This window comes from Streptomyces cavernicola, assembly GCF_029968035.1.
GTDB classification, from domain to species: domain Bacteria; phylum Actinomycetota; class Actinomycetes; order Streptomycetales; family Streptomycetaceae; genus Streptomyces; species Streptomyces cavernicola.
Genome location: NZ_JASCIQ010000037.1, coordinates 14,136 through 38,701 on the forward strand (window position 1 = coordinate 14,136; position 24,566 = coordinate 38,701).

Here is a 24,566-nt window from a genome sequence, read left to right on the forward strand (position 1 = left end):
GTGAGGCGGCGGGGCGCGGACCAGGGCCCTATACCTGATCAAGGCCCCCTTCCAGGCGGAAAACCACGAAAAAGGGCTCACGGCCACCCATTGGGCGGTAGTAAGGGTGCTTGCACATCAGCACATCAGCCACACCCGCCCCAGCAGGGGCGGCACGAACCGCAGTCCGCAGGAATCGAGGGAGTGCCGGGTGAGCCAGCCGGAGATGCAGCCCGAGGTGCCGCGCGGCGGCGGTGCGCACGGACGGGGCGAGGGGGCGGATTCCCGTACGGGGCCTCGTGCGGGGCCCGGCGCGGGGCCTGGTGCGGGGCCCGGTGGGAGTCCTGGTGCGGGGCCCGGTGGGGATCCTCGTACGGAAGGCTTCGCCGATCCTCGTACGGAGCCGGGTGACGGCCCTCGTACGGCGGGCCGTGCGGGCCGTGCGGCGCGGTCGGGCCGGGTGGGCGGCGGGGAGGATCTCATGGGCCGGCCCTTCCCGCTCGGCGACTGGGGCGAGCCCGCGGACCGGCTCGACGAGCTGTACCGCTGGGTGGAGGCGGGCGCCCTGGACACCGCCGCCCGGTACCTGGCCGACCGCGCCTGGAAGCGGCGGGGCGCGCGGCTGCTGCGGCTCGGAGCGGCGCTCGGCGCCCTGACCGGGGCGGCGCTGCCGCTGCTCGACGCGACGTCGACGGTCGAAGGGGCGGCGCCCTGGGGCTATCTGGCGCTGCTGCTCGCGGTGGGGTGTGTGGGCTGCGACCGGTACTTCGGGCTGACCTCCGGCTGGATAAGGGACATGGCCACGGCGCAGGCGGTGCAGCGGCGGCTGCAGGTGCTGCAGTTCGACTGGGCGTCGGAGAGCGTGCGCGAGGTGCTCGGGCCCGCGGAGGGGACGGCGAGCGAGGCGGCGGAGCGGTGCCTCGGGGTGCTGCGGAGGTTCTCCGAGGACGTCACGGAGCTGGTGCGGTCGGAGACCGCGGACTGGATGGTGGAGTTCCGGTCGGGGCCCGCGCCGTTGGGGCTGCAGGCGGCTGGGTCGGTGGGTGGGGCTCGGGGGGAGGGGCCTGTGCAGGGGCGGGTCTCGTTGCCGCCGCATGGGGCTCGGCCGAACATGCCGCGGCAGCGGCCGCCGGAGGCTCGGTGAACGGGGGCTTGCCCCCCGGCCCTGCGCCTTTCGCCCTACGGGCTCTCTTGATCCCCTCCCCGCCCCTTCCCGGCTGTGTCCGATATGCGGCTGCCGCCGCGTGGCCGCCGTCGGCACGGGGCCGGCCCCCGGACCCCCTCCCCCAAGCTCTCGGCTTCGCTCGAGCAGGGGGGACCCCCATCTCAAACGCCGGAGAGGCTGAATTTGGCGGGGCAGGGCTGAGACACGTGCCCCGGCAGGGGCGCGGGGCTGTGACATCAGCGGCTCCGCCGCGGGGCGCGACCAGCCACGACGAAGCCCGCAGCCGAACAACGACGGGACGGACAGGAACGGCGGAACGGCAAAGCAACAGCCGGACAACCGCGGTGCAGGCGGGCGCGGAGCCGCAGCCGAGCAGCTGCGGGGCTGTGGGCGGCGGACGACGGGCAGACAAAGTGCACGTAGGCTTCTTGCGTGGATGCGCAACAAGTGGTGGTCGTGCTCAAGGCCGTCGCCGATCCGACCCGGTTCACCGTGCTGTGGGAGCTGACCCGGGGCGAGCGGGCCGTGGGGCAGCTGGCCGAGCTGACCGGCGCCCAGGTCGCCGCCGTCTCCCAGCATCTGGCGCGGCTGCGCACCGCGGGGCTCGTCACGTCCCGCCGGTCCGGCACCCACGTGTACTACCGGGCCGCCGGAGAGCACGTACGGGCGCTGCTCGACCAGGCGGTCCTCGTCGCCGAGGAGGTCGCGGACGCCCCCGGACCGGTGCAGCGACGCTCGGTCGGCCCCCGGACCGGCGGCGCGTAAGGTGACCAGCTCCGAGCCTTCGAGAGGGACAGCCACGACCATGCGCAGCACCGCGGTCACCCGCAGCACCCTGCGCCAGCAGATCGCCGACGCCCTGCGCGACGAGGTCCTGGCCGGACGGCTCGCACCCGGCCAGGAGTTCAGCGTCAAGGAGATCGCCGACCAGTACGGCGTCTCCGCCACCCCCGTCCGCGAAGCGCTCGTCGACCTGTCCGCGCAGGGGCTGCTCGACTCCGTGCAGCACCGCGGGTTCAAGGTGCACGAGTTCAGCGCCGCCGACTACCGCGGCATGGTCGAGGCCCGCAGCATCGTCGCCGAGGCGATCTTCCGCGGCATCGCCGAGCGCGGCACGGACGGGATCTGCCTGGAGCTCGGCTCCGTGCGGCGGCGTGCCGAGGAGGCCCAGCGGGCCGCCACCGCCGGCGACCTCAACGTCCTCATCGGCTACGACCTGCGGTTCTGGCGCGAGCTCAGCGCGCTCTTCGGCAACCCGTACCTCAGCGACTTCCTGCACCGGCTGCGCGTGCAGTCCTGGGTGTTCGTCGTGCCGCACCTGCGCCGCGCGCCCGATCTGCGCGGCAAGCTGTGGCGGGGGCACATCGAGCTCGTCGAGGCGGTGGCGCGGCGCGACGCAGGCGCCGCGTACGCCCTGGTGGCCGCCTACAACGAGCACTCCCTCGCGCTGGTCGAGAACCTCGCACGGTGACCGTGCCGCAACCGCCGACCGAGCTGTCGGTCGTCGTCCCCGCCTACAACGAGGAGCACCGGCTGCGGCCCACGCTCGACGCCGTGCGCCGGCATCTGGCCGAGGGGCCGTGGGAGAGCTGGGAGATCGTCGTCGTCGACGACGGGTCCACGGACCGCACCCGTGCGATCGCCGAGGAGGCGGCCACCGCCGAGGGCGATCACGTCGTACAGGTCGTCGCGTACGACCGCAACCGCGGCAAGGGGTACGCGCTGCGCCAGGGCGTGGCGCACACGCGCGGGCGGCGGGTGCTCGTCACCGACGCCGATCTGGCCACGCCCGTCGAGGAGTTGGAGCGGCTTGAGAAGGCGATGGCGGGTGGCTGTGCCGTCGCTGTCGGGTCGCGGGCGCGGCCCGGGGCGACCATCGAGACGCATCAGAGCCGGCGGCGCGAACTCCTCGGCCGCTGCGGCAACTTCCTGATACGGGCCGTCGCGGTGCCCGGCATCCGCGACACCCAGTGCGGCTTCAAGCTCTTCGACGGCGAGCACGCGCGCGCCGCGTTCGCCGCCGCCCGCACCGACGGCTGGGCCATCGACGTCGAGGTGCTGCAGTATCTGCGCCGCCGGGGCCTCGGCATCGTCGAGGTGCCGGTGCGCTGGGCGCACCAGGAGGGCTCGAAGGTCCGCCCCCTCGACTACCCGCGGGTCCTCGGCGAGCTGGCGGTGATGAAGGCGCGGGCGGTGCGGCCCCGGCGGCTCACGGCGGTGCGGCCCGCGCAGCTCGCCGTTCTCGGCGCCTTCCTGCTCGCCTCGTTCCTGCTGCACCAGGGGCGCTGGCCCGATCCGTCGAGCCGTTATCTGCCGGACTCGATGCAGGACCAGAACCAGTGGGAGTGGTTCTTCGCCGTCACCGCCGACAGTGTCGGTTTCGGTCCCGGTCTTCGGAACCCGCTGTTCACCGATCTTCAGGGGTTTCCCGACGGCGTGAACCTCATGGCCAACACCGTGATGCTCGGCCTGTCCGTGCCGCTCGCGCCGGTCACCGCCGCCTTCGGGCCCGCCGTCTCGCTCGCGCTCGTGATGACGCTCGGCCTCGCCGCGACCGGGCTCGCCTGGTACCGGCTGATCCACAAGTGGCTCGGCACCGGCCGGTGCGCGGCGGTCGTCGGAGGGCTGCTCGCCGCGTTCGCGCCGCCGATGGTCAGCCACGCCAACGCGCACCCCAACTTCGTGGTGCTGTTCATGATCCCGCTGATCGTCGACCGCGCGCTCCGGCTCTGCACCCCGGACGCGCGGGTCGTACGGGACGGGGTCGTGCTCGGCCTGTTCGCCGCGTACCAGATCTTCCTCGGCGAGGAGCCGCTGCTGCTCGCGGCCGTCGGGATGCTGCTGTTCGCCGTGGCCTACGCGGTGGTGCGGCCGGCCGTGGCGCGGGCGGTGTGGCGGCCGCTCGGAAAAGGGCTCGCGGTCGGCGCGGGGGTGGCCCTGCCGCTGGTCGCGTACCCGCTGTACTGGCAGTTCTTCGGGCCGCAGAGCTACCGCTCGGTGCTGCACGGCGAGGGCACGGGGAACAGTCCGCTCGCACTCCTCTCCTTCGCCGAGCGGTCCCTGGCCGGGAGCCGCGAGGCCGCCGAGCCGCTCGCCCTCAACATCACCGAGCAGAACGCCTTCTACGGCTGGCCCCTCGTCACCCTGGCCCTGGCGATCACCGTCGGGCTGTGGCGGCGGGCGGTCGTGCGGGCCCTCGCGTTCACTGCGCTCGCGGCGGCGTTCCTGTCGCTCGGGCCGGAGTTCCGCATTCCGCTGACGGATGTCGTACTGCCGGGCCCCTGGCGGCCGTTGGCGCACGCGCCGCTCTTCGAGTCGGTGATCGAGTCGAGGGTCGCGATGGTGTGCGCGCCCGCGCTCGGGATGCTCGTCGCGCTCGCCGTGGACCGGTTGGCCGTCTCCCGCCCGTCGCGGCGGGCGCTCGGGCTCGCCGCGGTGGCCGCCGCGCTCGCGCCGATCGTGCCGATGCCGCTGCCGACGGTCGAGCGGGTCGCCGTGCCGCCGTTCATCACCGACGGTACGTGGCGGAGTTACGTCGACACCGCGCGCGGCGAGAGCCTCGTACCGGTGCCGCTGCCGGACCCCGGCAACGCCGAGGGGCTGCACTGGCAGGTCGCCGCCGGGCTCGGCTTCAAGGTGCCGGGCGGGTACTTCAACGGGCCCTGGGGCGAGGAGCGCGTCGGGATCTACGGGGCGGCGCCCCGGCACACCGCGAACCTGCTGCGCGACGTTCGCTACTCGGGGCGGGCGCCGTTGCTCGGCGATGCGTGGCGGCGGCAGGCGGCGGAGGATCTCGCGTACTGGAACGCGGGCGCGCTTGTCCTGGCCCCGCAGCCCGGGGCGGAGGCTCTTCGGGCGACTCTGCGGCAACTCCTCGGGCGGGATGGGGAGTTCGTGGGCGGGGTGTGGGTCTGGGAGCTGGGGTAGGGGGCCTTTTTCTTCCCGACCCCGCCCCTTCCCGGCTGTATCAATTTGCGGCTGCCGCCGCGTGGCCCGGCGGACAGCTCCGGGGGCTGCCACCCCCGGACCCCCCGCTCCCCGGGGCTGCCGCCCCTGGACCCCACCTCGGGGCTGCCGCCCCGGACCCCACCACGGGGCTCCGCCCCGGACCCCGCTTCGGGGGCCAGCCCCCGGAACCCCCGCTCCTCAAACGCCGGAGGGGCTGGATTTGCCCCCACCCCTCGGATGCCGGGGGCTGGATTTTGCGGGGCGGGGCTGGTTTTTAAGGGGCGCGGGGAACTGCGCGACCAGCCACGACGAAGCGGCACCCGAAAGACGACCGGGGGCCGGGGCGGAGCCGCGAAGAGGGGCCGGGGCGGCAGTCCCGGGCAGTGGCTGAGGGCGGAGCCCCAGAGGTGCCACTCGTCGGGGACTTTCGGGAAGGGGCGGGGTGGGGAAGAAGTACGGGGGGAGGTGCAGGGCCCGTGTGCGCACTACGCTTCCCGCACGATCTCCCGCAGCCGACCCGAGGAGCTCTCTCTTGGCCTGTGACCTGTGGCTCGTCCCCCTCGTCGACGTGCTGTGCCACAGCCCCGACAACCCGTTCGCGGAAGAACTCGCCCTCTACGACAAGGCACTCGGCGAAGCCGGGCTGCCACCGGTGCCGGTCTTCGCGTACATGCCGGGGCTCTCCGGGGACGTGGCGCCGGTCGCCGGGTTCGACTACGACGCGCTGCACTTCCTGCGCCGCGCGTACCTGCTGAAGCTGTGCGGGTTCGACGTCACGCCGGTCGACGAGCTGGGCGGGGACTACGAACAGCTCCTGGAGATGTTCGAGGCCACGGCCAAGGAGTCGCACCTGGTGTGGCACTACGACCACGCCGGGGCGTACGTGCCGGTGGACTTCGCGACCCCGCTCACCGGCGAGGAACTCCTCGACGGGGGCGGTCCGTTGGGGTCCGCGCAGGCCCTGCTGCGGGAGTTGGAGTTCGTCGCGCCGGCGATCGGCATCGACCCGGCCAACCCGCCGCCCGCCCCGGCCCCGCCCTCGGCCCCGACGGAGCTGGAGGAGCCGGCCGCGCCCGTCGCGTACGGGGACGACCCCTTCGCCAGGGAGCGGCACGTGTGGCTGGGGCTGCACGCGGCAGCCACCCGGAGCCTCGGCCAGGGGTCGATGATCGTCTTCAGTTGACGGGTGACAAGTGAGGGGTGGGGCGGGTTCTCGCCCCACCCCCTTCCCGTACGCGCTACGCCACCACGAACCCGTCCGCCACCGAGAGCGCCTCGTCCAGGACGGCCAGGCCCTCCTTGGCCTCCGCCTCGGTCACCGTGCAGGCCGGCACCGCGTGCGTGCGGTTCATGTTCACGAACGGCCACAGGCCGGACTTCTTGCAGGCCGCCGCGAACGCCGCCATCGGCGCGTTCGCCTCGCCCGTCGCGTTGTACGGGACCAGCGGCTCGCGGGTCTCCCGGTTGCGGACCAGGTCGAGGGCCCAGAAGACGCCGAGGCCGCGGACCTCGCCCACCGACGGGTGCCGCTCGGCCAGCTCGCGCAGGCCCGGACCGAGGACGTGCTCGCCGATGTGCGCGGCGTGCTCGACGATCCGCTCCTCCGCCATGACCTCCAGGGTCGACACCGCCGCCGCGCAGGCCAGCGGGTGCCCGGAGTAGGTGAGGCCGCCGGGGTACGGCTTCTTCGCGAAGGTCTCCGCGATCGCGCCGGAGATGGCGACGCCGCCGAGCGGGACGTAGCCCGAGTTGACGCCCTTGGCGAAGGTCAGCAGGTCGGGCACCACGTCGTAGTGGTCGGCGGCGAACCAGGCGCCGGTGCGGCCGAAGCCCGCCATGACCTCGTCGAGGACGAAGACGATGCCGTACCGGTCGCAGATCTCGCGGACGCCGGCGAGGTAGCCGGGCGGCGGCGTCATGATGCCGGCCGTGCCGGGCACGGTCTCCAGGACGATCGCGGCGATCGAGTTCGGGTTCTCGAACGCGATGGTGTCTTCCAGGTGCTGCAGCGCCCGCGCGCACTCCTCCGCCTCGGTCTCCGCGTAGAACGGCGAGCGGTAGAGGAACGGCGCCCAGAAGTGCACGACGCCCGCCGTGCCGCTGTCGGAGGCCCAGCGGCGCGGGTCGCCGGTCAGGTTGATCGCGGCGGCGGTGGCGCCGTGGTACGAGCGGTAGGCGCTCATGATCTTCGGGCGGCCGGTGTGCAGCCGGGCCATCCGGACGGCGTTCTCGACCGCCTCGGCGCCGCCGTTGGTGAAGAAGATCTTGTCCAGGTCGCCCGGCGTGCGCTCGGCGATGAGGCGTGCGGCCTCGGAGCGGACGTCGATGGCGAAGGCGGGCGCGAACGTCGTCATCCGCCCGGCCTGCTCCTGCACCGCGGCGACGACCTTCGGGTGCTGGTAGCCGATGTTGGTGTAGACGAGGCCGCTGGTGAAGTCGAGGTAGCGGTTGCCGTCGTAGTCCCAGAAGTACGCGCCCTCCGCACCTGCGACGGCGAGCGGGTCGATCAGTTCCTGCGCCGACCAGGAGTGGAACACATGCGCGCGGTCGGCGGCCTTGACGGCCGCGCCCTTGGCGGGATCGGCCTGAGGGGTGACATGAGGGGTCATGAGCCGAGGGTAAATGTCCGGGATACGGACGGAACATCGGCGTCGTGTTCGCTGCGCACGGGGCGGGCCCGACAGTCTGTCGAGCGGCGCGGGGCGGGCGGCGCACCCTTCGAAGGAGCACATTGACAGCATGCTGTCGACTTGACAGACTGCTGTCAGGTTCGCAGAATCCGAGCGCCCCGGGAGCAGCCATGACCAGCAGCACCACCGCCGCCACCGCCCGCAAGCCCGTACACGTCGCCGTCTACGACACCTACGCCGACTGGGAGTCCGGTCACGCCACGGCCTGGCTGGCCAGGGGCGGGTACGAGATCCGGTACGTCGGGGCGAGCCTCGACCCGGTCACCACCATCGGCGGCCTGCGCATCACGCCCGACCTGACGCTCGCCGACGTACGCCCCGAGGACAGCGCGCTGCTCGTCCTCACCGGCGGCGACCTGTGGGACGAGGGGGACGAGCTCACTCCGTTCGCACGCAAGGCGCGCGCGTTCCTCGACGCGGGCGTGCCGGTCGCCGCGATCTGCGGCGCGACCGCCGGCCTGGCCCGCGAGGGCCTCCTCGACGACCGGCCGCACACCAGCAACGTCTCCTTCTACCTCCAGGCCACCGGCTACAAGGGCGCCGAGCACTATGTCCCCGACGCCACCGCCGTCACCGACGGGGACCTCATCACCGCCAACAGCACCGACCCGGAGGGCTTCGCCCGCGAGATCCTCGGCCGCCTCGGGGTGTACGAGGGCGAGCAACTCGACGCCTGGTACCGGCTGTTCCGGACCTCCGACCCGGCCGCCTACGAGGTGCTCGCCGCCGGAGAGAACCAGGGAAGCGGAGAAGACCGGTGAATCGGAGAGACCAGGGAACCGGAGAGAACCAGTGAAGGAGACCGAGGCTCTCAGCCGGACGGCGCTCGGCGTCTTCCGCCTCAACGGCCAGTTCCTCGCCGTGTCCGAGCAGTTGGCGCGGCCCGCCGGGCTCACCGCCGCCTGGTGGCAGGTGCTCGGCGCCGTCCTCGCGGAGCCGCTGCCGGTCGCCGCGATCGCCCGCCGCATGGGCATCACCCGGCAGAGCGTGCAGCGCGTCGCGGACCGGCTCGTCGCCGACGGCCTCGCGCGCTACGAGCCCAACCCCGCCCACCGCAAGGCGAAGCTCGTCACGCCCACCGAGGAGGGCCGGGCCGCCGTCGACCGCATCCGCCCCGGCCACGCCCGCCTCGCCGCACAGCTCGCCGAGCGCCTCGGCGAGGCCGAACTCGCCGAGACCGTACGGGTGTTGGAGCAGCTGTCCGAGGCGATGCAGAGCCTGGAATCGGTTCCCGAACCCTAGGGCCGCCGTACCGGTTCCCTTCTATCCTCGAACTGTCGGGCTGCTGCGAGCCGGCGGAGTCGTTCGACGGCTCGGAGCCGGTACGGGGAGGGCTAGGGGCCATGGACGAGCTGGGCGCTTCGGACCCGCGGACGATCGGCGCGTACCGGCTGCTCGGGCGCCTCGGCTCGGGCGGCATGGGCCAGGTGTTCCTCGCCCGCTCGACCGCCGGGCGCACCGTCGCCGTGAAGCTGGTCCGCGAGGAGCTGGCCGAGCAGGAGGAGTTCCGCAGCCGCTTCCGGCAGGAGGTCGACACGGCCCGGCAGGTGGCAGGGCCGTGGACCGCGCCCGTCCTGGACGCCGACACCGAGGCCGACCGGCCCTGGCTCGCCACCGGGTACGTCGCCGGGCCCTCGCTGCACGCCGTGGTGGCCCGCGAGCACGGGCCGCTGCCCGAGCGCTCCGTGCGCATCCTCACCGCCGGACTCGCGCACGCGCTGCGCGAGATCCACGCCGCCGGGGTCGTGCACCGCGACCTCAAGCTGTCCAACGTCCTGCTCACCATCGACGGGCCGCGCGTCATCGACTTCGGCATCGCCCGCGCCCTGGAGACGGTCACCGACGGCGGCCTCACGCGCGCGGGCGCGCTCGTCGGCTCGCCCGGCTTCATGGCGCCCGAGCAGGTGCGCGGCGACCGGATCACGCCGGCCTGCGACGTGTTCTGCCTCGGCTCGGTCCTCGCGTACGCGGCCACCGGCCGGCTGCCGTTCGGCGCGGAGAACAGCGGGGCGCACGCGCTGATGTTCCGGATCGCCCAGGAGGAGCCGGACCTGCGCGGGCTGCCGAAGGCGCTGCGCGAGCTCGTGCGGTCCTGCCTCGCGAAGGACCCGCAGGACCGGCCCGCCCTGGACGAACTCCTGCGCCGCACCGGGGCGCACGACACGCTCGTCGACGGCCGCGCCCGCGAACCCTGGCTCCCCGGCACGCTCATCGCCCAACTGGGGCGGCACGCGGTGCGGTTGCTGGACGTGGAGGATCCGGGGGCGGGGGGTTCGGCGGGGGCAAGGAACTCGCCGGGAGCAGGGCACTCTGCGAGGGCAGGGGCTTCGGCAGGGGCCGCGTCGGGGGCGGCTGCGTCCGATCCGAACGTACGCGTGCCGGAACCCCGCTCCCCCGCCGACGACCGCCCCGCCCCCGCCCCGCCCGCGCACCCCCCGATACCGGGACCGGGACCGGGACCCGGGCCCGAGGGCGCCACCCCCGAACCCACCCTCGTCAGCGACCCCGCCGCGGACCGACCCGCGGACCGACCCGCAGGCGGCGCCCGCCCCTTGGACGACCTGCCCACGCTGACCGCCGAGGCCGAGGCCGCGGCGGTCGAAGCCGGAGCCGAAACCGGAGCCGAAGAGGTCGGCCCCGCGGAGGCCGCCGAAACCACCTACCGTGCCCCCCGCAGCCCCCGTACCCCCCGCGACCCGCACGCCCAGGCCGCGCCCGGCCCGCCCCAGCCCATCGGCTTCGGCCACCCGGCGACCGGCGGCGCGTCGGCGGCACTGCCCGGCGGCGGGCCCGCGCCCGAGCCGCCCTTCGGCTCCGACGCCTGGTACGCGCGGCTCGCCGAACAGGACCGCCAGGACCGACAGGACCAGCAGGAACGGCAGAACCGGCAGGACCGCCACGAGCCGCCCCACCCCCGCAGCAACCGGACCACAGCGTTCCTGGTCGCGGTCGCCGCAGCCGTCGCCATCGGCGCGGGCGGATCCGTCTACGCGATGATGAAGGGCGAGGGCCCCGGCAGTACGGACCAGGGCGAGAGCCCCGCCCCCACCGCACCGGCCACCCCGTCACCCGACCGGAACACAGCCTCCGACGGCGCGGTCCCGCAGGCCTACCTCGGCACCTGGCAGGCCCGCTTCGAGGCCGGCGGCGGCACCAACACCCGTACGCTGACGCTCACTCAGGGGGACCGCGGCGAGCAGGTCATGCGCCTGGAGGGCTCCGGCCCGAACCACGACTGCAGCTGGACGGCCGTGCTCCGGTCCGCCGACGAGGCGACGCTGACGCTCGGCCCGTCCACCGTCACCCGCGGCGATCCGGGCAGCTGCAAACCCGGCCCGGTCAGCGAACTCACCCTGCCGGACGACCGCACCCTCGTCCGCGAACTCATCGGCAGCGGCGGCACGCCCCTCACGTACACCCGTACGACCGGGCGGTGAACAGCAGGCGAAACCACGGGAGTTGAGCGCCCGGGACGCCTCCCGCGCTCATAGCGTGCCCCCGTGGAAGAGTGGCTCAGCGCGGAGAACGTGATCGCCGTCGGCACCGCCCTCCTCGGCGTGCTCGCGACCATCGTGGCCCTCTGGATCGAACGCCGGGTGCCACGCCGCAAGCGCATCGGCTACCGCGTGCAGATGGACACCCCCATCGGCAGCGACGAGGGCGCGGGCCGCGCCAACGTGCGCCTCGGCCTGTTCGGCGAGGGCGCGATGACGGACGCGACGCTCGTCCTGCTCCGCGTCGAGAACGACGGCAGCCAGAGCATCGCGGGCGACGACTACACGGGGCGTGAACTGCACGGCCTCACCGCCGAGTTCAGCTCCCGCACCATCCGCGGCATAGCGGTCACCCAGCCCGGCGACTCCGGCCATCTGATGGACCACTTCGCGCCCGCGCTCGGCATGCGGCACGAGGCGTCCAAGCTGTACATCCCGCGCGTACCGCTCAACCCGGGCGAGCACTTCAAGCTGCTCGTGCTGCTCTCCGGCGGCCATGTCGGCGACGCGATCAGCATCACCGGCGGCATCCGCGACGGCCGGGTGCTGCCCAACCGCAGCACCACACCCGACGACACCCCGCCCCTGCTCAGCCGCCCCGCGAAGCTCCTCGCCGGGCTGCTCACGCTCTGCGTCACGGCGCTCTCCACACTGATCGTCGTCGGCGGCGACCGGCCGCCGATGGGCTGCGCCGAGGGCCGCCTCACCGTCATCGGCTCCACCGCGTTCAAGCCCGTCGCCGAGGAGCTTGCCGACAAGTACGAGAAGGACTGCCCCGGTTCGGAGATCACCGTCGACGCGCACGGCAGCGCGCCCGGCATCAACGAACTCGACGAGGCGGGCGGCAAGTCGTCCGCCTCGCCCGCCCTGGTCGCGTTCTCCGACGGGCCCAAACCGAGCGGCCGGCCCCAGCTGCGGGAGAACCGCGTCGCCGTCTCCTCGTTCGCGATGGTCCTCAACGACCGCGTGCCGCTGAAGAACCTCTCCCTGTCCGACCTGCGCCGCGTCTACAGCGGCGAGGTCCGCACCTGGCGCGAGCTCGACCCCGGGCTGCCCGCGCTCCCTGTCGTCCTGGTCAGCCGCAACTCCAACTCCGGTACGCGCGCGGTGTTCCAACGCCGCATCCTGCGCGGCTTCGAGGAGGAGCCGTCGTCCGCGGACTGCCGCACCAAGGACAACCCGAAGGCCCCGCTCGTGCGCTGCGAGGCGGACAGCACGGAGCAGCTCCTCGACTCCGTCGCGGACGTCCCCGGCGCCATCGGGTACGCGGAACTGCGCTCCGCCACCGTGCCGAAGGGCCTGCACCGGCTCAGCCTGGACGGGGCCGCGCCGACCATCGAGGACGTGGCGGACTCCGCGTACCCGTTCCGGGAGATCGAGCACGCCTACACGTACGGCAGGCCGCCCGCGGACTCCCTCGTCTCCAGCTTCCTCAACTACACGGTGCGCGGCAGCGGCCAGGACGTGATCCGCACCCACGGCCATGTGCCGTGCGCGTCCCCCGAGGGGCTGCGGGCATGCGGTGACGGACCGGCGATCGATCCGTGACCTGCGGTCCTTAGGCTGCGGACATGACACAGGGGGACGACGACCATGAGCCGGTGTTCAAGAAGAGCCGCTGGGGCACCAGTCGGTACGTCTACAACCTCAACAACCCCGTGGGGCTCGCCCTCGCCATCGGGAGCGTGCTGTTCGCCGTCGTCATGATGGTCATGGCGGAGAACCACGCCGGCCCCTTCGCGCCGCCGGAGCCGACGCAGTCGCCCTGGCACCTGCCCGAGGACGATCCGACGTACGACTTCGGCCCGCTCCCGAACGACACCGGGTCCGCGACGCCGACGCCCACGCCCACACCTTCGGGCTCTCCTTCGGGCTCTGCTTCGGTCTCTCCTTAGCGCCCCAACTCCCGTGATCCCAGGCCGGATCGGGAGGAACCACCGTCGCCCCTCAACGCTCCTTCGGGTGGTCTACAGTCGATCGGGTGGACGCCCTCACAACTGAAGATCCGCCCCGCATCGGCCCCTACCGACTGCTCGCGCGCCTCGGCGCCGGCGGCATGGGCCGCGTCTATCTCGCGCGCTCCGAGGGCGGACGCACCGTAGCCGTGAAGGTCGTGCACGCCGAATTCGCCGGGCACCCCGAGTTCCGCCGCAGATTCACCCGCGAGGTGGCCGCCGCCCGGCGCGTGGGCGGACGGTGGACGGCCCCGGTCCTCGACGCCGACACCGAGGCGGAGACCCCCTGGGTCGCGACAGGGTACGTACCGGGCCCCGACCTGCACAGCGTCGTAGCGCAGAGCCACGGCCCGCTGCCCGAGCCGTCCGTCCTCGCCCTCGCCGGCGGGCTCTCGCACGCCCTGCAGGCCATCCACGGCGCGGCGTTGGTGCACCGCGACCTCAAGCCGTCCAACGTCCTGCTCACCATCGACGGGCCGCGCGTCATCGACTTCGGCATCGCCCGCGCCCTCGACCCGGCCGTCGACGGGATCAGGACGCACACCGGCGCCGTCATCGGCTCCCCCGGCTTCATGTCGCCCGAGCAGGTGCGCGGCCGGCGGCTCACACCCGCGTCCGACGTGTTCTGCCTCGGCTCGGTCCTCGCGTTCGCGGCGACCGGGCGGACGCCCTTCGGCACGGCGGACAGCGGGATGCACGCGGTGATGTTCCGGATCGCCGAGGAGGAGCCCGACCTCACCGCCGTACCCGCCGGGATCCTGCCCCTCGTACGGGACTGCCTGGCCAAGTCGCCGGACGAACGGCCGCCCGTGGAAGAGCTGTTGGCGCGCACCCGGGACGCGGCGATCGGGCCGGGCGCCGCCTGGCTGCCGGGCCCGCTGCTCGCCCAGCTGGGCCGGCGCGCCGCCGAACTCCTCGACGCCGACGCCCCGCCCACGCAACTGGACCTGCCGCCGAACCCGCAGCCGTACGCGCCCCAGGCATACGCGCAACAGGCGTACGCGCAACAGGCGTATGCACCCCAGGCGCCCCTGCCCACCCCGACTCCGACTCCGACTCCGACTCCTACGCCGCCGCCCAACTCCCGTGCGGGAGCCCGCGCTCGGGTGGGCTGGGTGGCGCTCGGCACGGTCGTCGCCGTCCTCGCCGCGAGCGGGGCCGTGCTCGCCCTGCGCTCCGACAGGACCCCCGGCGACGACAAGCCGCCCGCGGGCGACCAGAGCCAGGACTCTGGCAAGACGGAACCGAAACCGGAGGCGGCGCGGATCGACGGCTCCTGGGAGGGCCTCGTCCAGCACTCCGAGAGCTCCGTCACCGACGAGCACGAGTATCTGCGCGTCACCTTCGACCGGGCCGCGAAAAAGGCCGACCTCGCCTATCTGACCCCGGACCTGTACTGCAAGGTCACCGCCGCGCTCGGCCCGCAGCGCGGGGACACGGTCGCCCTGTCCTCGTTCCGCACGGTGAAGTCCGTACGCCACCGGGACTCCGTCGGCGAGTGCGACCTGAACCGGGCGAAGAGCGTCAAGTTGGCCTCGGGCAGGCTGAGTTGGACGACCGGGGAGAAGTCCGCCGACCTGAAGAAGCTCCGCACCTCGCCCCGCCCCGTCCCGGACAAGTTCCTCGGCACCTGGAAGTCCGAGGTGTCCGGCACGCTCACGATCGAGCAGGGTCCGGTCGGCACGAAGATCGCCAAGTACAAGGGCTGGTCGATCGACTACCGCTGCAACGGCAGCGCGGAGCTGGTCTCCACCACCCCGAACCGGGTCACTTTGAGCCCCATGGAACTCGACCCGACCACCCCCCGGAACATCGGCTGCCCCCACAGCGTCTCCGAGACCCTCACCTGGAAGTCGCAGAACGAACTGGAGCTCCGCTACCCGGAGTCGATCGCGGTACGGCTGACTCGGGTGCGCTGAGTCAGCGGACGTACTTCTTCAGCGGCTCGGTGTCGAGGGGGATGCCGACGGGATCGGGCAAAGTCGTCTTCTCGCCGAAGGGCACGATGTCCACGTGCAGGTACTGGCCGTGGTCGGTGTCCGGGCGGGTGTGGACGGCAAGCGCCTGACGGTCCCGGTCGACCAGCAGATAGACCGGGATGCCTGCGGCCGCGTATGCGGCCGGCTTCTCGTGGCGGTCACGGCTCTCGGTGTCGGCGTCGTACGACGTGACCTCGACGACCATCAGCGCGCCCTCGGGGTCTGCCCAGTCGCTGTCTTGGTCCACGAAGTGGTCGATGGGAGCGAGCGTCCCGTCCGGGATGGCCCGGCCCTTGCGATAACGCTCGACCCTCAACCCCTGGTTCGCGACCAGATCCAGCTCAGGGCGAGCCTGCATGCACTGCCTGATCAACCACGATACGAGCGCCGCATGCTTGCTGTCCGTCACAGGCTTCACCTCGAGCCGACCGTTGATGAACTCCAACGTGACGGTCTCGGGCGCAGCGGAGGCGAGTTCCTCGAAGTCCTCCACCGACATCTGAGACGTGCGTTCTGCCATGAGCGTCATGCTGCCCTCCCTTCCGTCTGCATGCCAGTGTTGCCGAACACGACGAAGGGGCGGACCGCTGCAGAAGCAGTCCACCCCTTCGAGTGAATGTGCGAACTGTACGAACCGAGTACGGTTCAAACAGCTCAGCTCATCGGCTCAGAGGAACGAGTTGATCTCGATCGTCTCGTCCCGGCCCGGACCCACGCCGATCGCGGAGATCGGCGCCCCGGACATCTCCTCCAGGGCCTTCACGTACGCCTGCGCGTTCTTCGGCAGGTCCGCGAAGGACTTGGCCTTGGTGATGTCCTCGGACCAGCCCGGCAGGTACTCGTACACCGGCTTCGCGTGGTGGAAGTCGGTCTGGCTGTACGGGAGTTCCTCGACGCGCTTGCCGTCGATCTCGTACGCGACGCAGACCGGGATCTGCTCCCAGCCGGTGAGGACGTCGAGCTTCGTGAGGAAGAAGTCCGTCAGGCCGTTCACGCGGGTCGCGTAGCGGGCGATGACCGCGTCGAACCAGCCGCAGCGGCGGTCACGGCCGGTGGTGACACCGCGCTCGCCGCCGATGCGGCGCAGGTCCTCGCCGTCCTGATCGAACAGCTCGGTCGGGAACGGTCCGGCGCCGACGCGGGTCGTGTACGCCTTGAGGATGCCGATGACCCGGTTGATCTTCGTGGGACCGACGCCCGCACCCGTGCACGCGCCGCCCGAGGTCGGGTTCGACGAGGTCACGAAGGGGTACGTGCCGTGGTCCACGTCGAGCAGCGTGCCCTGGCCGCCCTCGAAGAGGACGACCTTGCCCTCGTCGATGGCGTTGTTGAGGATCAGCGTGGTGTCCGCGACGTACGGCTTGAGCTGGTCCGCGAAGGTCAGCATCTCCTCGACGATCTTGTCCGTCTCGATCGCGCGACGGTTGAAGACCTTGGTGAGGAGCTGGTTCTTCGTGTCGAGGGCAGCCTCGACCTTCTGCTCCAGGATCGACTCGTCGTAGAGGTCCTGGACGCGGATGCCCACGCGGTTGATCTTGTCCGCGTAGGTCGGGCCGATGCCACGGCCGGTGGTGCCGATCTTCCGCTTGCCGAGGAAGCGTTCCGTCACCTTGTCGACGGTGACGTTGTACGGCGTGATCAGGTGGGCGTTGCCGCTGATCAGGAGCTTGGAGGTGTCGACACCGCGCTCGTTCAGGCCGCTCAGCTCGGAGAGCAGCACCGCCGGGTCGACGACGACACCATTGCCGATGACGGGCGTACACCCCGGCGAGAGGATTCCGGAGGGGAGGAGGTGGAGCGCATACTTCTGGTCGCCTACGACAACCGTGTGGCCGGCGTTGTTGCCGCCCTGGTAGCGCACCACATAGTCAACGGAGCCACCGAGCAGGTCGGTGGCCTTTCCCTTGCCCTCGTCACCCCACTGAGCACCGAGCAGCACAAGTGCGGGCACAGGCGTACACCCCTTCCGGGCGGGGCATGTCCAAGGTCAGGGGCGTACGCGAACGCTTCTCGTGCGCGCACACCGCGACCCTCGTTGGCCGCACCCGTCGGACCGGTGCCCCGGAATAGACGAAGCCCCTGGCGCAATAGCGCAAGGGGCTCTTGCACAAAGATGCTACCCGAGGAAGGACCGAGGTGTCGGCTCCAGAGCCCGCCGGGCAGAGCGCGCAGCCGCTTCAGCCGCCCAATCCGCTCCTGGTGGTGATCGATCCGGCGGCCCGCGAGGTCGACGGGGAGTCGGTCCGGATCGCGAAGGACGTGCTGTGCGCGGGCGCTTCCGGAGGCCCGGTCAAGGTCTGCCTGCCGGAAGGCCCGGAGGAGTTCACGCGCGCCCTGACCCGGCGCGGCTCGCGCAGGCCGGTGGTGGTGGGCGACGACCGGGCGCTGCTTCGCGCCGTGAGCGCCCTGCACCGCGAGCGGGAGCTGTCGGGCGCCGAGCTCTCCCTGGTCCCGGTGGGTACGACGACCGGGCTCGCGCACGCCCTCGGGGTGCCGACGGGCGCGGTGGCCGCGGCCCGCGCGGTCCTCGACGGCTCGCCCCGCCGACTCGACCTGCTGGTGGACGACAGCGACGGGGTGGTGCTCGGGCGGCTCGCGATCCCGGCGGCGGTGGGGCCGGGGGCTGGTTCTGGTTCTGGTTCTGGTTCTGGTCCGGGTCCTGGTTCTGGTCCGGGTCCTGGTTCTGGTCCGGGTCCTGGTTCTGGTCCGGGGCAGAGGGCTGCGGGATCGGGTTCGGGGTCGGGTGGGCCCGCTGCTGAGGCGGGTTCCGGCTCGGGGTCCGGTTCCGGGTCCGGCTCGGGTGCCGGGGCGTTGCTGCGTACGTGCCAGTCGCTGGTGCGGACGCTGGTACGGCCCGCACCCGCGGCACGCCCCGCTCCCGGCCCCGCCCGGCTGCGCGTGGAGGCGGACGGGGTGACGCTCGTCGACCTGGACCAGCCGGTGGTGGGGGTGTCGGTGCGGCCGCTGCGCGACGGGATCGCGCGGGTCGAGGTGTGGGCGGTCGCGGCGGAGGCCCCGGTCCGGGCGCACGCGCGGACGGTGACGGTCTCCGGCCCGGACTTCCGCTACCGCGCCGACGCGGTGACCTCCGGACCGGTCCGCGCCAGGACGTGGACGGTACGGCCTCAGGCCTGGGCGCTGACGTTGCCGGGGTGAGGCCGCGCGCCGACGTTGCCGGGGTGAAGCCGCGCGCCGCTCACCGCTCCCCGAACAGCTCCTCGCGCCGGACCCGCCAGCGCTCCAGCATCAGCGGCAGCTCCTCCCCGACGAACTCGAAGAACGCCTGCGTCTCCGCCATCCGCCGGCCCGCGGGCGTCTCCGCGCCGAGGCTGTTGACGCCCTCGCGCAGCGCCTCCTCCCAGCGCTTCATGATCTGGTCGCGGTTGGCGAGCGCCTCGTACCACTGGTTGTTGTGGACGCGATAGCGGTCGCGGCGGGTGCCGGGCTCGCGCTCGCGGGACACCATGTGCTGCTGCGTCAGATACCGCACCGCTCCGGACACCGCGGCCGGGCTGACCTGCAGCTGTTCGCCCAGCTCCGCGGATGACATGGCGCCGGAGTCGGAGGCGAGGAGCGCGGCGAAGACGCGGGCCGGCATGCGCTGGACGCCCGCCTCCACGAACACGCCCGCGAAGTTCTCCACGAAGCGCGCGACGGCCTCTTCGTTCCGGCCCGCACCGGCCCCACCGGCCTGTCCCGTACCGGCCTTGCCCATCGCCCGATCATCTCCCCTGCTCATCGCGGTACCCCCGGCGTCCCGGCGAGTTTATACGCTTCCTTAACTTCACAAATTTGTGAAACTACCGTACGTTCAAAATCATGACGAAGGCAAACCGCGCTGTTGAGGTATCCGGACTGCACAAGTCCTTCGGACGGACACACGCGCTCGACGGCCTCGACCTGGACGTCGAGACCGGTGAGGTCCACGGCTTCCTCGGGCCCAACGGCGCCGGGAAGTCCACCACCATCCGCGTGCTGCTCGGACTGCTGCGCGCCGACTCCGGGGCCGCCCAACTCCTCGGCAGAGACCCGTGGAGCGACGCGGTCGAGCTGCACCGCCGTATCGCGTACGTCCCCGGCGACGTCACCCTGTGGCGCAACCTCAGCGGCGGCGAGGTCATCGACCTGTACGGGCGGCTGCGCGGAGGACTCGACAAGGCACGCCGGACCGACCTGATCGAGCGGTTCGAGCTGGACCCGACCAAGAAGGGCCGCACCTACTCCAAGGGCAACCGGCAGAAGGTGGCCCTGGTAGCGGCGTTCGCCTCGGATGTGGACCTGCTGATCCTGGACGAGCCGACCAGCGGACTCGACCCGCTGATGGAGGAGGTCTTCCAGGCCTGCGTCGCCGAGGAGCGCGACCGGGGCCGTACGGTCCTGCTCTCCTCGCACATCCTCAGCGAGGTCGAGACGCTCTGCGACCGCGTCTCGATCATTCGCAAGGGCGTCACCGTCGAGACCGGCTCCCTCGCCGACCTGCGGCACCTGACCCGCACCAGCGTCACCGCCGAACTCGCGGGCGCGCCCGCCGGGTTGGGCTCTCTACCCGGCGTGCACGACCTGACCGGCGGCGCGGTCGAGGGCGGCCGGGGCCACCGCGTCACCCTGCAGGTCGACTCGGACAAGCTGGACGCGGTGCTGCGCTGCCTCACCGAGTCCGGGGTCCGCTCGCTGACCAGCACGCCGCCCACCCTGGAGGAGCTGTTCCTGCGGCACTACCAGGACGACGTACCCGGCGCGGCAGCCCGTGCCGGGCAGAACTCCGAGAAGGCGATGTCGCGATGACCTCCCTGTCTCCCGTCCCCGTGTCCGTCGCGTCCCGGCGGCGCGGATCGCGTCAACTCGCGGGCACCGGAGCCCTGTTGCGGCTCGCGCTGCGCCGGGACCGGGTGATGGTGCCGCTGTGGGTGCTGCTCATCGGCGGCACCACCGCGAGCGCCACGAACACCCTCGGCCAGATCTACGACACCCCCGCCGAACGCGCGGGCGTCGTCACGTCGATGGCCGCCAACAGCTCCCTTCGCTCCCTCTACGGGCCGGTCTTCAACGACTCCCTCGGCGCGCTCGTGACCTGGCGGTACGTCGCGTTCATGGCCGCTTTCGCCGCGCTGATGAGCCTCCTCCTGGTCGTACGGCACACCCGCGAGGAGGAGGAGACCGGGCGGCAGGAGATGCTCTCCGCCGCGATGGTCGGCCGCCGGGCGCCGCTGACCGCGTCGCTCCTCGTCGCGCTGATCGCCAATACGGGCATCGCGCTGCTCGTCGTCCTCGGCCTGGCCGGGGAGGGCATGGGCGGCGCCCTCGCGCTCGGGCTCGGCATCGGCGGCGTGGGCATGGTGTTCGCGACGCTCGCCGCCGTGGCCGCCCAACTCACCGAGACCGCACGCCTCGCCAAGGGCCTGACGGCCGCCGGGCTCGGGCTCGCCTGGGTCCTGAAGGCTGCGGGCGACGCGGCCTCGGACGACGCCTCGCACCCCCTGACGTGGCTGTCGCCGATCGGCTGGGCGGAGAACCTGCGGGCCTTCGGCGGTGAACGGTGGTGGGTACTGCTCCTCTTCGCCGGCGCCGTCGCCGTACTGACCGGGCTCGCATACGTCCTGACCGGGCGGCGGGACATCGGCATGAGCTTCATGCCCGCCCGGCCCGGTCCTGCCGAGGGGCGGATCGCCACGGCGGCCGGACTCGCCTGGCGGCTGCAGCGCGGGAGCCTGTTGGGCTGGGGCATCGGATTCCTCGTCGCGGGCGTGATGTTCGGCGGGATCACCGAGGGCGTCGCCGACCTGGTCGGGGACAACGAGCAGACCAAGGCGATGCTGGCCCGGCTCGGCGGCCAGTCCGGGATCACGGACTCCTTCCTCGCCGCGATGATCTCGATGCTCGGCATGATCGCGGCGGTGTACGTGGTGCAGTCGGTGCTACGGCTGAACGGTGAGGAGACCTCGCAGCGCGGCGAACCCGTCCTCGCGGGCGCGGTCGGCCGCGTGCGCTGGGCGGCCGGGCACCTGCTGATCGCGTTCGGCGGCGCGGCCCTCCTGATGCTCCTCGCGGGCGCCGGCCTCGCCCTCGGCTACGGCGAGCGGGCCGGGGCGATCCTCGGCGGCTGCCTGGTCCTGATCCCGGCGATCTGGCTGATCGGCTCGGTCGCGGTGCTCGTGTACGGCCTGCTGCCTCGGGCCGCCGTCCTCGGCTGGGTCTACGCCGGCCTGTGCCTCGGCCTCGGCTGGCTGGGCGCGGCGTTCGACCTGCCGAAGCGGGCCCTGGACGTCTCCCCCTTCGAGCACCTCCCCCGGCTCCCGGGCAACGCGATGGAGTGGACCCCCTTCCTGACCCTCCTCGCCCTGTCCGCCCTGGCCACGGCCGCGGGGCTCGCGGGACTACGACGTCGGGACCTGCAGACGGGCTGAGGCGGACGAGCTGAGGCGGACGAGCTGCGGGTGTGCCTCGGGGCTGAGGCGGACTGGGCTGAGGGTGAGCTTCGGGGCTGAGCCCCGGGGCCGCTCCCTCTCCGGTCCCCGGAGGGGCTCAACTCGAAGGGGTCACCAGCCGTGCCTCGTACGCGAACACCGCCGCCTGCGTCCGATCCCGCAGCCCCAACTTCACCAGGATCCGGCTGACATGAGTCTTGATCGTCGACTCGGCGACCACCAGGTGCAGGGCTATCTCCGCGTTGGAGCGGCCCTGCGCGATCAGGACAAGCACTTCCGTCTCGCGCTCCGTGAGGTCCCCGAGCTGCGTGATCGCCGGCGTCTTCGCCGCAGCCGTCGCGCCGAGTCTGGCGAACTCGGAGATGAGGCGTCTCGTCACCGTCGGCGCGAGCAGCGCCTCCCCCGAGGCCACCACCCGTATTCCGTCGGCGAGTTGGTGGGCCGAGGCGTCCTTCAGGAGGAACCCGGAGGCGCCGGCGCGCAGCGCCTCGTAGACGTACTCGTCGAGGTCGAAGGTCGTCAGGACGAGAACGCGGGTGCCGGTGGAGGTGTCGGCCGCAAGGATCTCGCGGGTGGCTTCGATCCCGTTCAGCTCGGGCATGCGGATGTCCATCAGGACGACGTCCGGGCGGAGTTCGGCGACCTTCGCGACCGCCTCCCGTCCATTCACCGCCTCTCCGACGACCTCGATCCCCAACATCGCGCCGAGCAGTACGGAGAAGCCCTCGCGGACCATCATCTGGTCGTCGGCGATCAGCACGCGGACGGCGTCGGCATGGACGTGGGCGGCGCTCATGCGGACCGCTCCTCGTCCTCGCCCCGCACAGGCAGGAACACCGTGACCTCGTACCCGCCGTCCGCGCTCCGGTCGGCCGTCATCTCTCCGTCGAGCATCGTGACGCGCTCCCGCATGCCGGTCAGCCCGTGCCCCGCGCCGTGTCCCGTACCCGCCGAGGCCTTCGCCAGGCCGGTCGGCGGGCCGTTGACTATGCGCAGTCCGAGGCCGCCGAGCACGTACGAGACCTCCACCTGGGCGGTGGCGCCGGGCGCGTGCCGCAGTGCGTTGCTGAGGGCCTCCTGCACTATGCGGTACGCGGACAGCTCCACGCCCTGCGGCAGCGCACGGACCGCGCCGGTGACGGTCTGTCCGACAGTCAGGCCGGCCTCGCGGACGTTGTCGAGGAGCGCGTCGAGGTCGCCGAGGGTGGGCTGGGGTGCGTCGGGGGCCTCGTAGTCCTCCGCTCTGACCACGCCGAGTACGCGGCGGAGTTCGGTGAGCGCGGCCACCGCGTTCTCCCTGATCGTGGCGAAGGCCTGGGCGAGCTCCGGCGGCGGGTTCTCCACCCGGTACGGGGCGGCCTCGGCCTGGATGGCGACGACGGACATGTGGTGCGCCACCACGTCATGCAGCTCGCGGGCGATGGTGGTGCGCTCCTCCAGGAGGGTCCGCTTCGACCGCTCGACGAGCGTCACCTCCTCCTTGGCCGCGACCTCACGCTCCTTCGCGGCGACCTCGCGCCGCGCGGACGACCAGCCGCGCAGGGAAACAGCGACGGCCAGCGAAAGCCCGGAGAACACCGCCATGGCCAGGGCGGGGGCGGATTCGCCGATCAGCGCGCCGAGGAGGACCGCGAACACGAGGGTGAGCACCCACATCTCCACGGCCACTCGGGGCCGGGACCGCAGCGCCACCTGCATCATCACGAACAGGTGCGCCATGAAGCCGGTCACTGTCCACGGGAATGCCGGGTCGGCGGAGAGCGGCATCGCGAGCAGCGTCAGCGCGAAGGACAGCCAGAACGCGGCGACGGGCCGGAACAGCGTTAGGAGTACCGGCGCCACCGCGAGCAGCCCCGTGGCCACGCCTTCCTCGACCGCGTCCGCCGAGGTCATCGCGACGAACAGGAGAAAGCACGCCACAGCGCTCACCGCGATGTGCGGCAGCCAACGAGCGTACGCGCGAGCGCTGTCCGGTATCCGCCGCAGCAGCCGGGAGCCGTCGTCGCCCTCGGTCAGCGGCTCCATGGGCCGGAACGCGAGGACCCCGGTCATCAGGTCCGCCCGGAGCGCGGCGAACGCGGTCCGGATGAGGCTGGCCTCGGTGCGCATGGGGGGTGTGGTCGTCTGGGTCACACGCACAACGTAGGCGCGCCCGGACCGCCAGGTCGTCACCTGCGATGGGGATCTCTGGGGGTCCCTCTCAGGTACTACGGGTCGGTCTTGGGGGCTGAGCCGTCAGCGCACAAAGTCCCTCAGCCTCTCTGTTTCGAGGGCGAAGCTCACGGGGTCGGGCAGGTGAACGCTGTCGCCGAACTTCGCGATATGGATGTCCTGGTACCGACCGGCCTCGGCGTCCGGGTTGCTGTGCACTATCAGGGTGCCCTCGTCCCGGTCGATCAACAGATGCACGGGAATTCCTGCCGCCGCATACGCGAGCGGCTTCTCCTTTCGGTCACGGCGGTCTGTGTCCGAGTCATGGGAAGTGATCTCCACCGTCATCAGGACACCGTCGGGATCGGCCCATTCGCCGTGCCCGGCGAAGTACGCCTCGGGCACGAGTACGGCATCGGGGCGTGCCCGGCCGCGGCGGTAGGACTCCCCCCTGAGCCCTTGGTCTGCGTAGACGTCAAGCTCCGGCCGGTGCTGCATACAGCGCCGAATCAGCCAGGTCACGATGGTTCCGTGGTCGCCGTCCGGCACGTCCTTGACCTCGATCCGTCCGTCGATGAACTCCAACTTGACGGCGTTGTCCGAGTCCTTGGCGGCGAAGTCCGCGATCCGCTCGAACTCCTCCACCGACAACGGGGACGTCTGAGGCGTGCGCTCTGCCATAACCGTCATGGTGCCCTCCTGCGCAGGCAACAGCCAGGCTGCCGAGGCGCGGGCGCCGGACGCGATGGTTCCGCGATCACCTCACTCGAACGAATGAGC

At 72.2% G+C, this 24,566-nt stretch carries 21 protein-coding genes; 14 read left to right on the forward strand and 7 right to left on the reverse strand.

The window, feature by feature from the left end:
* Window positions 1-190: 190 nt before the first annotated feature.
* The 5 genes from QIS96_RS28820 to QIS96_RS28840 all read left to right on the forward strand — a co-directional run bounded on the left by QIS96_RS28820 (window position 191) and on the right by QIS96_RS28840 (window position 6,275).
* Window positions 191-1,123 (forward strand): SLATT domain-containing protein, encoded by a 933-nt coding sequence (locus QIS96_RS28820; RefSeq protein ID WP_408907275.1) that lies wholly within the window; start codon window positions 191-193, stop codon window positions 1,121-1,123.
* A 453-nt stretch (window positions 1,124-1,576) separates the two neighbouring features.
* The gene (locus tag QIS96_RS28825; RefSeq protein ID WP_282545715.1) at window positions 1,577-1,909 is read left to right on the forward strand and encodes an ArsR/SmtB family transcription factor; all 333 of its coding nucleotides are present in this window, start codon (window positions 1,577-1,579) and stop codon (window positions 1,907-1,909) included.
* A gap of 40 nt (window positions 1,910-1,949) precedes the next feature.
* Window positions 1,950-2,615, forward strand: coding sequence for a GntR family transcriptional regulator (locus tag QIS96_RS28830; RefSeq protein ID WP_282545716.1), 666 nt, complete (start codon window positions 1,950-1,952; stop codon window positions 2,613-2,615).
* On the forward strand, window positions 2,612-5,071 hold the full coding sequence (locus tag QIS96_RS28835) for a dolichyl-phosphate beta-glucosyltransferase (protein ID WP_282545717.1): 2,460 nt from the start codon (window positions 2,612-2,614) through the stop codon (window positions 5,069-5,071). The genes QIS96_RS28830 and QIS96_RS28835 overlap by 4 nt, the downstream gene beginning before the upstream one ends.
* A 553-nt stretch (window positions 5,072-5,624) precedes the next feature.
* Entirely contained in the window at window positions 5,625-6,275 is a 651-nt protein-coding gene (locus QIS96_RS28840) for a hypothetical protein (protein WP_282545718.1), read from the forward strand.
* A gap of 55 nt (window positions 6,276-6,330) precedes the next feature.
* Here the strand turns inward: QIS96_RS28840 and QIS96_RS28845 are convergent, their stop codons facing one another.
* Entirely contained in the window at window positions 6,331-7,701 is a 1,371-nt protein-coding gene (locus tag QIS96_RS28845) for an aspartate aminotransferase family protein (protein ID WP_282545719.1), read from the reverse strand.
* Between the two features lie 191 nt (window positions 7,702-7,892).
* Between QIS96_RS28845 and QIS96_RS28850 the strand changes: the two genes are divergently transcribed.
* The 6 genes from QIS96_RS28850 to QIS96_RS28875 all read left to right on the forward strand — a co-directional run bounded on the left by QIS96_RS28850 (window position 7,893) and on the right by QIS96_RS28875 (window position 15,150).
* Entirely contained in the window at window positions 7,893-8,543 is a 651-nt protein-coding gene (locus QIS96_RS28850; protein ID WP_282545720.1) for a DJ-1/PfpI family protein, read from the forward strand.
* Between the two features lie 31 nt (window positions 8,544-8,574).
* Window positions 8,575-9,024, forward strand: a complete 450-nt coding sequence (locus tag QIS96_RS28855; protein WP_282545721.1) for a MarR family winged helix-turn-helix transcriptional regulator — start codon at window positions 8,575-8,577, stop codon at window positions 9,022-9,024.
* Between the two features lie 101 nt (window positions 9,025-9,125).
* The gene (locus QIS96_RS28860) at window positions 9,126-11,219 is read left to right on the forward strand and encodes a serine/threonine-protein kinase (RefSeq protein WP_282545722.1); all 2,094 of its coding nucleotides are present in this window, start codon (window positions 9,126-9,128) and stop codon (window positions 11,217-11,219) included.
* Between the two features lie 63 nt (window positions 11,220-11,282).
* Window positions 11,283-12,824 (forward strand): PstS family phosphate ABC transporter substrate-binding protein, encoded by a 1,542-nt coding sequence (locus QIS96_RS28865; protein ID WP_282545723.1) that lies wholly within the window; start codon window positions 11,283-11,285, stop codon window positions 12,822-12,824.
* A gap of 23 nt (window positions 12,825-12,847) precedes the next feature.
* Window positions 12,848-13,171, forward strand: coding sequence for a hypothetical protein (locus QIS96_RS28870; RefSeq protein ID WP_282545724.1), 324 nt, complete (start codon window positions 12,848-12,850; stop codon window positions 13,169-13,171).
* A gap of 86 nt (window positions 13,172-13,257) precedes the next feature.
* Window positions 13,258-15,150, forward strand: coding sequence for a serine/threonine-protein kinase (locus tag QIS96_RS28875; protein WP_282545725.1), 1,893 nt, complete (start codon window positions 13,258-13,260; stop codon window positions 15,148-15,150).
* A 1-nt stretch (window position 15,151) separates the two neighbouring features.
* Here the strand turns inward: QIS96_RS28875 and QIS96_RS28880 are convergent, their stop codons facing one another.
* Entirely contained in the window at window positions 15,152-15,739 is a 588-nt protein-coding gene (locus QIS96_RS28880) for a Uma2 family endonuclease (protein WP_282545726.1), read from the reverse strand.
* Between the two features lie 138 nt (window positions 15,740-15,877).
* Window positions 15,878-17,161 (reverse strand): adenylosuccinate synthase, encoded by a 1,284-nt coding sequence (locus QIS96_RS28885; protein WP_282545727.1) that lies wholly within the window; start codon window positions 17,159-17,161, stop codon window positions 15,878-15,880.
* Window positions 17,162-17,346: 185 nt separating this feature from the next.
* Here QIS96_RS28885 and QIS96_RS28890 point away from each other — a divergent pair, with 185 nt between their 5' ends.
* A complete protein-coding gene (locus QIS96_RS28890; RefSeq protein WP_282545728.1) occupies window positions 17,347-18,366 on the forward strand; it encodes a diacylglycerol kinase family protein in 1,020 nt (339 codons plus the stop codon).
* A 40-nt stretch (window positions 18,367-18,406) separates the two neighbouring features.
* Here the strand turns inward: QIS96_RS28890 and QIS96_RS28895 are convergent, their stop codons facing one another.
* A complete protein-coding gene (locus QIS96_RS28895; RefSeq protein ID WP_282545776.1) occupies window positions 18,407-18,925 on the reverse strand; it encodes a GbsR/MarR family transcriptional regulator in 519 nt (172 codons plus the stop codon).
* Between the two features lie 104 nt (window positions 18,926-19,029).
* Between QIS96_RS28895 and QIS96_RS28900 the strand changes: the two genes are divergently transcribed.
* Both QIS96_RS28900 and QIS96_RS28905 read left to right on the forward strand, forming a co-directional pair.
* Window positions 19,030-19,995 carry an ABC transporter ATP-binding protein gene (locus QIS96_RS28900; protein WP_282545729.1) on the forward strand — a complete coding sequence of 322 codons (966 nt, stop codon included), beginning with the start codon at window positions 19,030-19,032 and terminating at the stop codon, window positions 19,993-19,995.
* A complete protein-coding gene (locus QIS96_RS28905) occupies window positions 19,992-21,614 on the forward strand; it encodes an ABC transporter permease (RefSeq protein WP_282545730.1) in 1,623 nt (540 codons plus the stop codon). The genes QIS96_RS28900 and QIS96_RS28905 overlap by 4 nt, the downstream gene beginning before the upstream one ends.
* A gap of 118 nt (window positions 21,615-21,732) precedes the next feature.
* Here the strand turns inward: QIS96_RS28905 and QIS96_RS28910 are convergent, their stop codons facing one another.
* From QIS96_RS28910 to QIS96_RS28920, 3 genes are all read right to left on the reverse strand, one after another.
* The gene (locus QIS96_RS28910) at window positions 21,733-22,431 is read right to left on the reverse strand and encodes a response regulator (RefSeq protein ID WP_282545731.1); all 699 of its coding nucleotides are present in this window, start codon (window positions 22,429-22,431) and stop codon (window positions 21,733-21,735) included.
* Window positions 22,428-23,768 carry a sensor histidine kinase gene (locus QIS96_RS28915; RefSeq protein ID WP_282545732.1) on the reverse strand — a complete coding sequence of 447 codons (1,341 nt, stop codon included), beginning with the start codon at window positions 23,766-23,768 and terminating at the stop codon, window positions 22,428-22,430. The genes QIS96_RS28910 and QIS96_RS28915 overlap by 4 nt, the downstream gene beginning before the upstream one ends.
* Before the next feature lie 102 nt (window positions 23,769-23,870).
* Entirely contained in the window at window positions 23,871-24,476 is a 606-nt protein-coding gene (locus QIS96_RS28920) for a Uma2 family endonuclease (protein ID WP_282545733.1), read from the reverse strand.
* Between the last annotated feature and the right edge of the window lie 90 nt (window positions 24,477-24,566).

Coding starts and splice junctions, on each gene's coding strand:
- QIS96_RS28845 (WP_282545719.1), bottom strand. CDS start 7,701: ATGACCCCTCATGTCACCCCTCAGGCCGATCCCGCCAAGGGCGCGGCC.
- QIS96_RS28830 (WP_282545716.1), top strand. CDS start 1,950: ATGCGCAGCACCGCGGTCACCCGCAGCACCCTGCGCCAGCAGATCGCC.
- QIS96_RS28895 (WP_282545776.1), bottom strand. CDS start 18,925: ATGGGCAAGGCCGGTACGGGACAGGCCGGTGGGGCCGGTGCGGGCCGG.
- QIS96_RS28900 (WP_282545729.1), top strand. CDS start 19,030: ATGACGAAGGCAAACCGCGCTGTTGAGGTATCCGGACTGCACAAGTCC.
- QIS96_RS28910 (WP_282545731.1), bottom strand. CDS start 22,431: ATGAGCGCCGCCCACGTCCATGCCGACGCCGTCCGCGTGCTGATCGCC.
- QIS96_RS28870 (WP_282545724.1), top strand. CDS start 12,848: ATGACACAGGGGGACGACGACCATGAGCCGGTGTTCAAGAAGAGCCGC.
- QIS96_RS28880 (WP_282545726.1), bottom strand. CDS start 15,739: ATGACGCTCATGGCAGAACGCACGTCTCAGATGTCGGTGGAGGACTTC.
- QIS96_RS28920 (WP_282545733.1), bottom strand. CDS start 24,476: ATGACGGTTATGGCAGAGCGCACGCCTCAGACGTCCCCGTTGTCGGTG.
- QIS96_RS28905 (WP_282545730.1), top strand. CDS start 19,992: ATGACCTCCCTGTCTCCCGTCCCCGTGTCCGTCGCGTCCCGGCGGCGC.
- QIS96_RS28850 (WP_282545720.1), top strand. CDS start 7,893: ATGACCAGCAGCACCACCGCCGCCACCGCCCGCAAGCCCGTACACGTC.
- QIS96_RS28860 (WP_282545722.1), top strand. CDS start 9,126: ATGGACGAGCTGGGCGCTTCGGACCCGCGGACGATCGGCGCGTACCGG.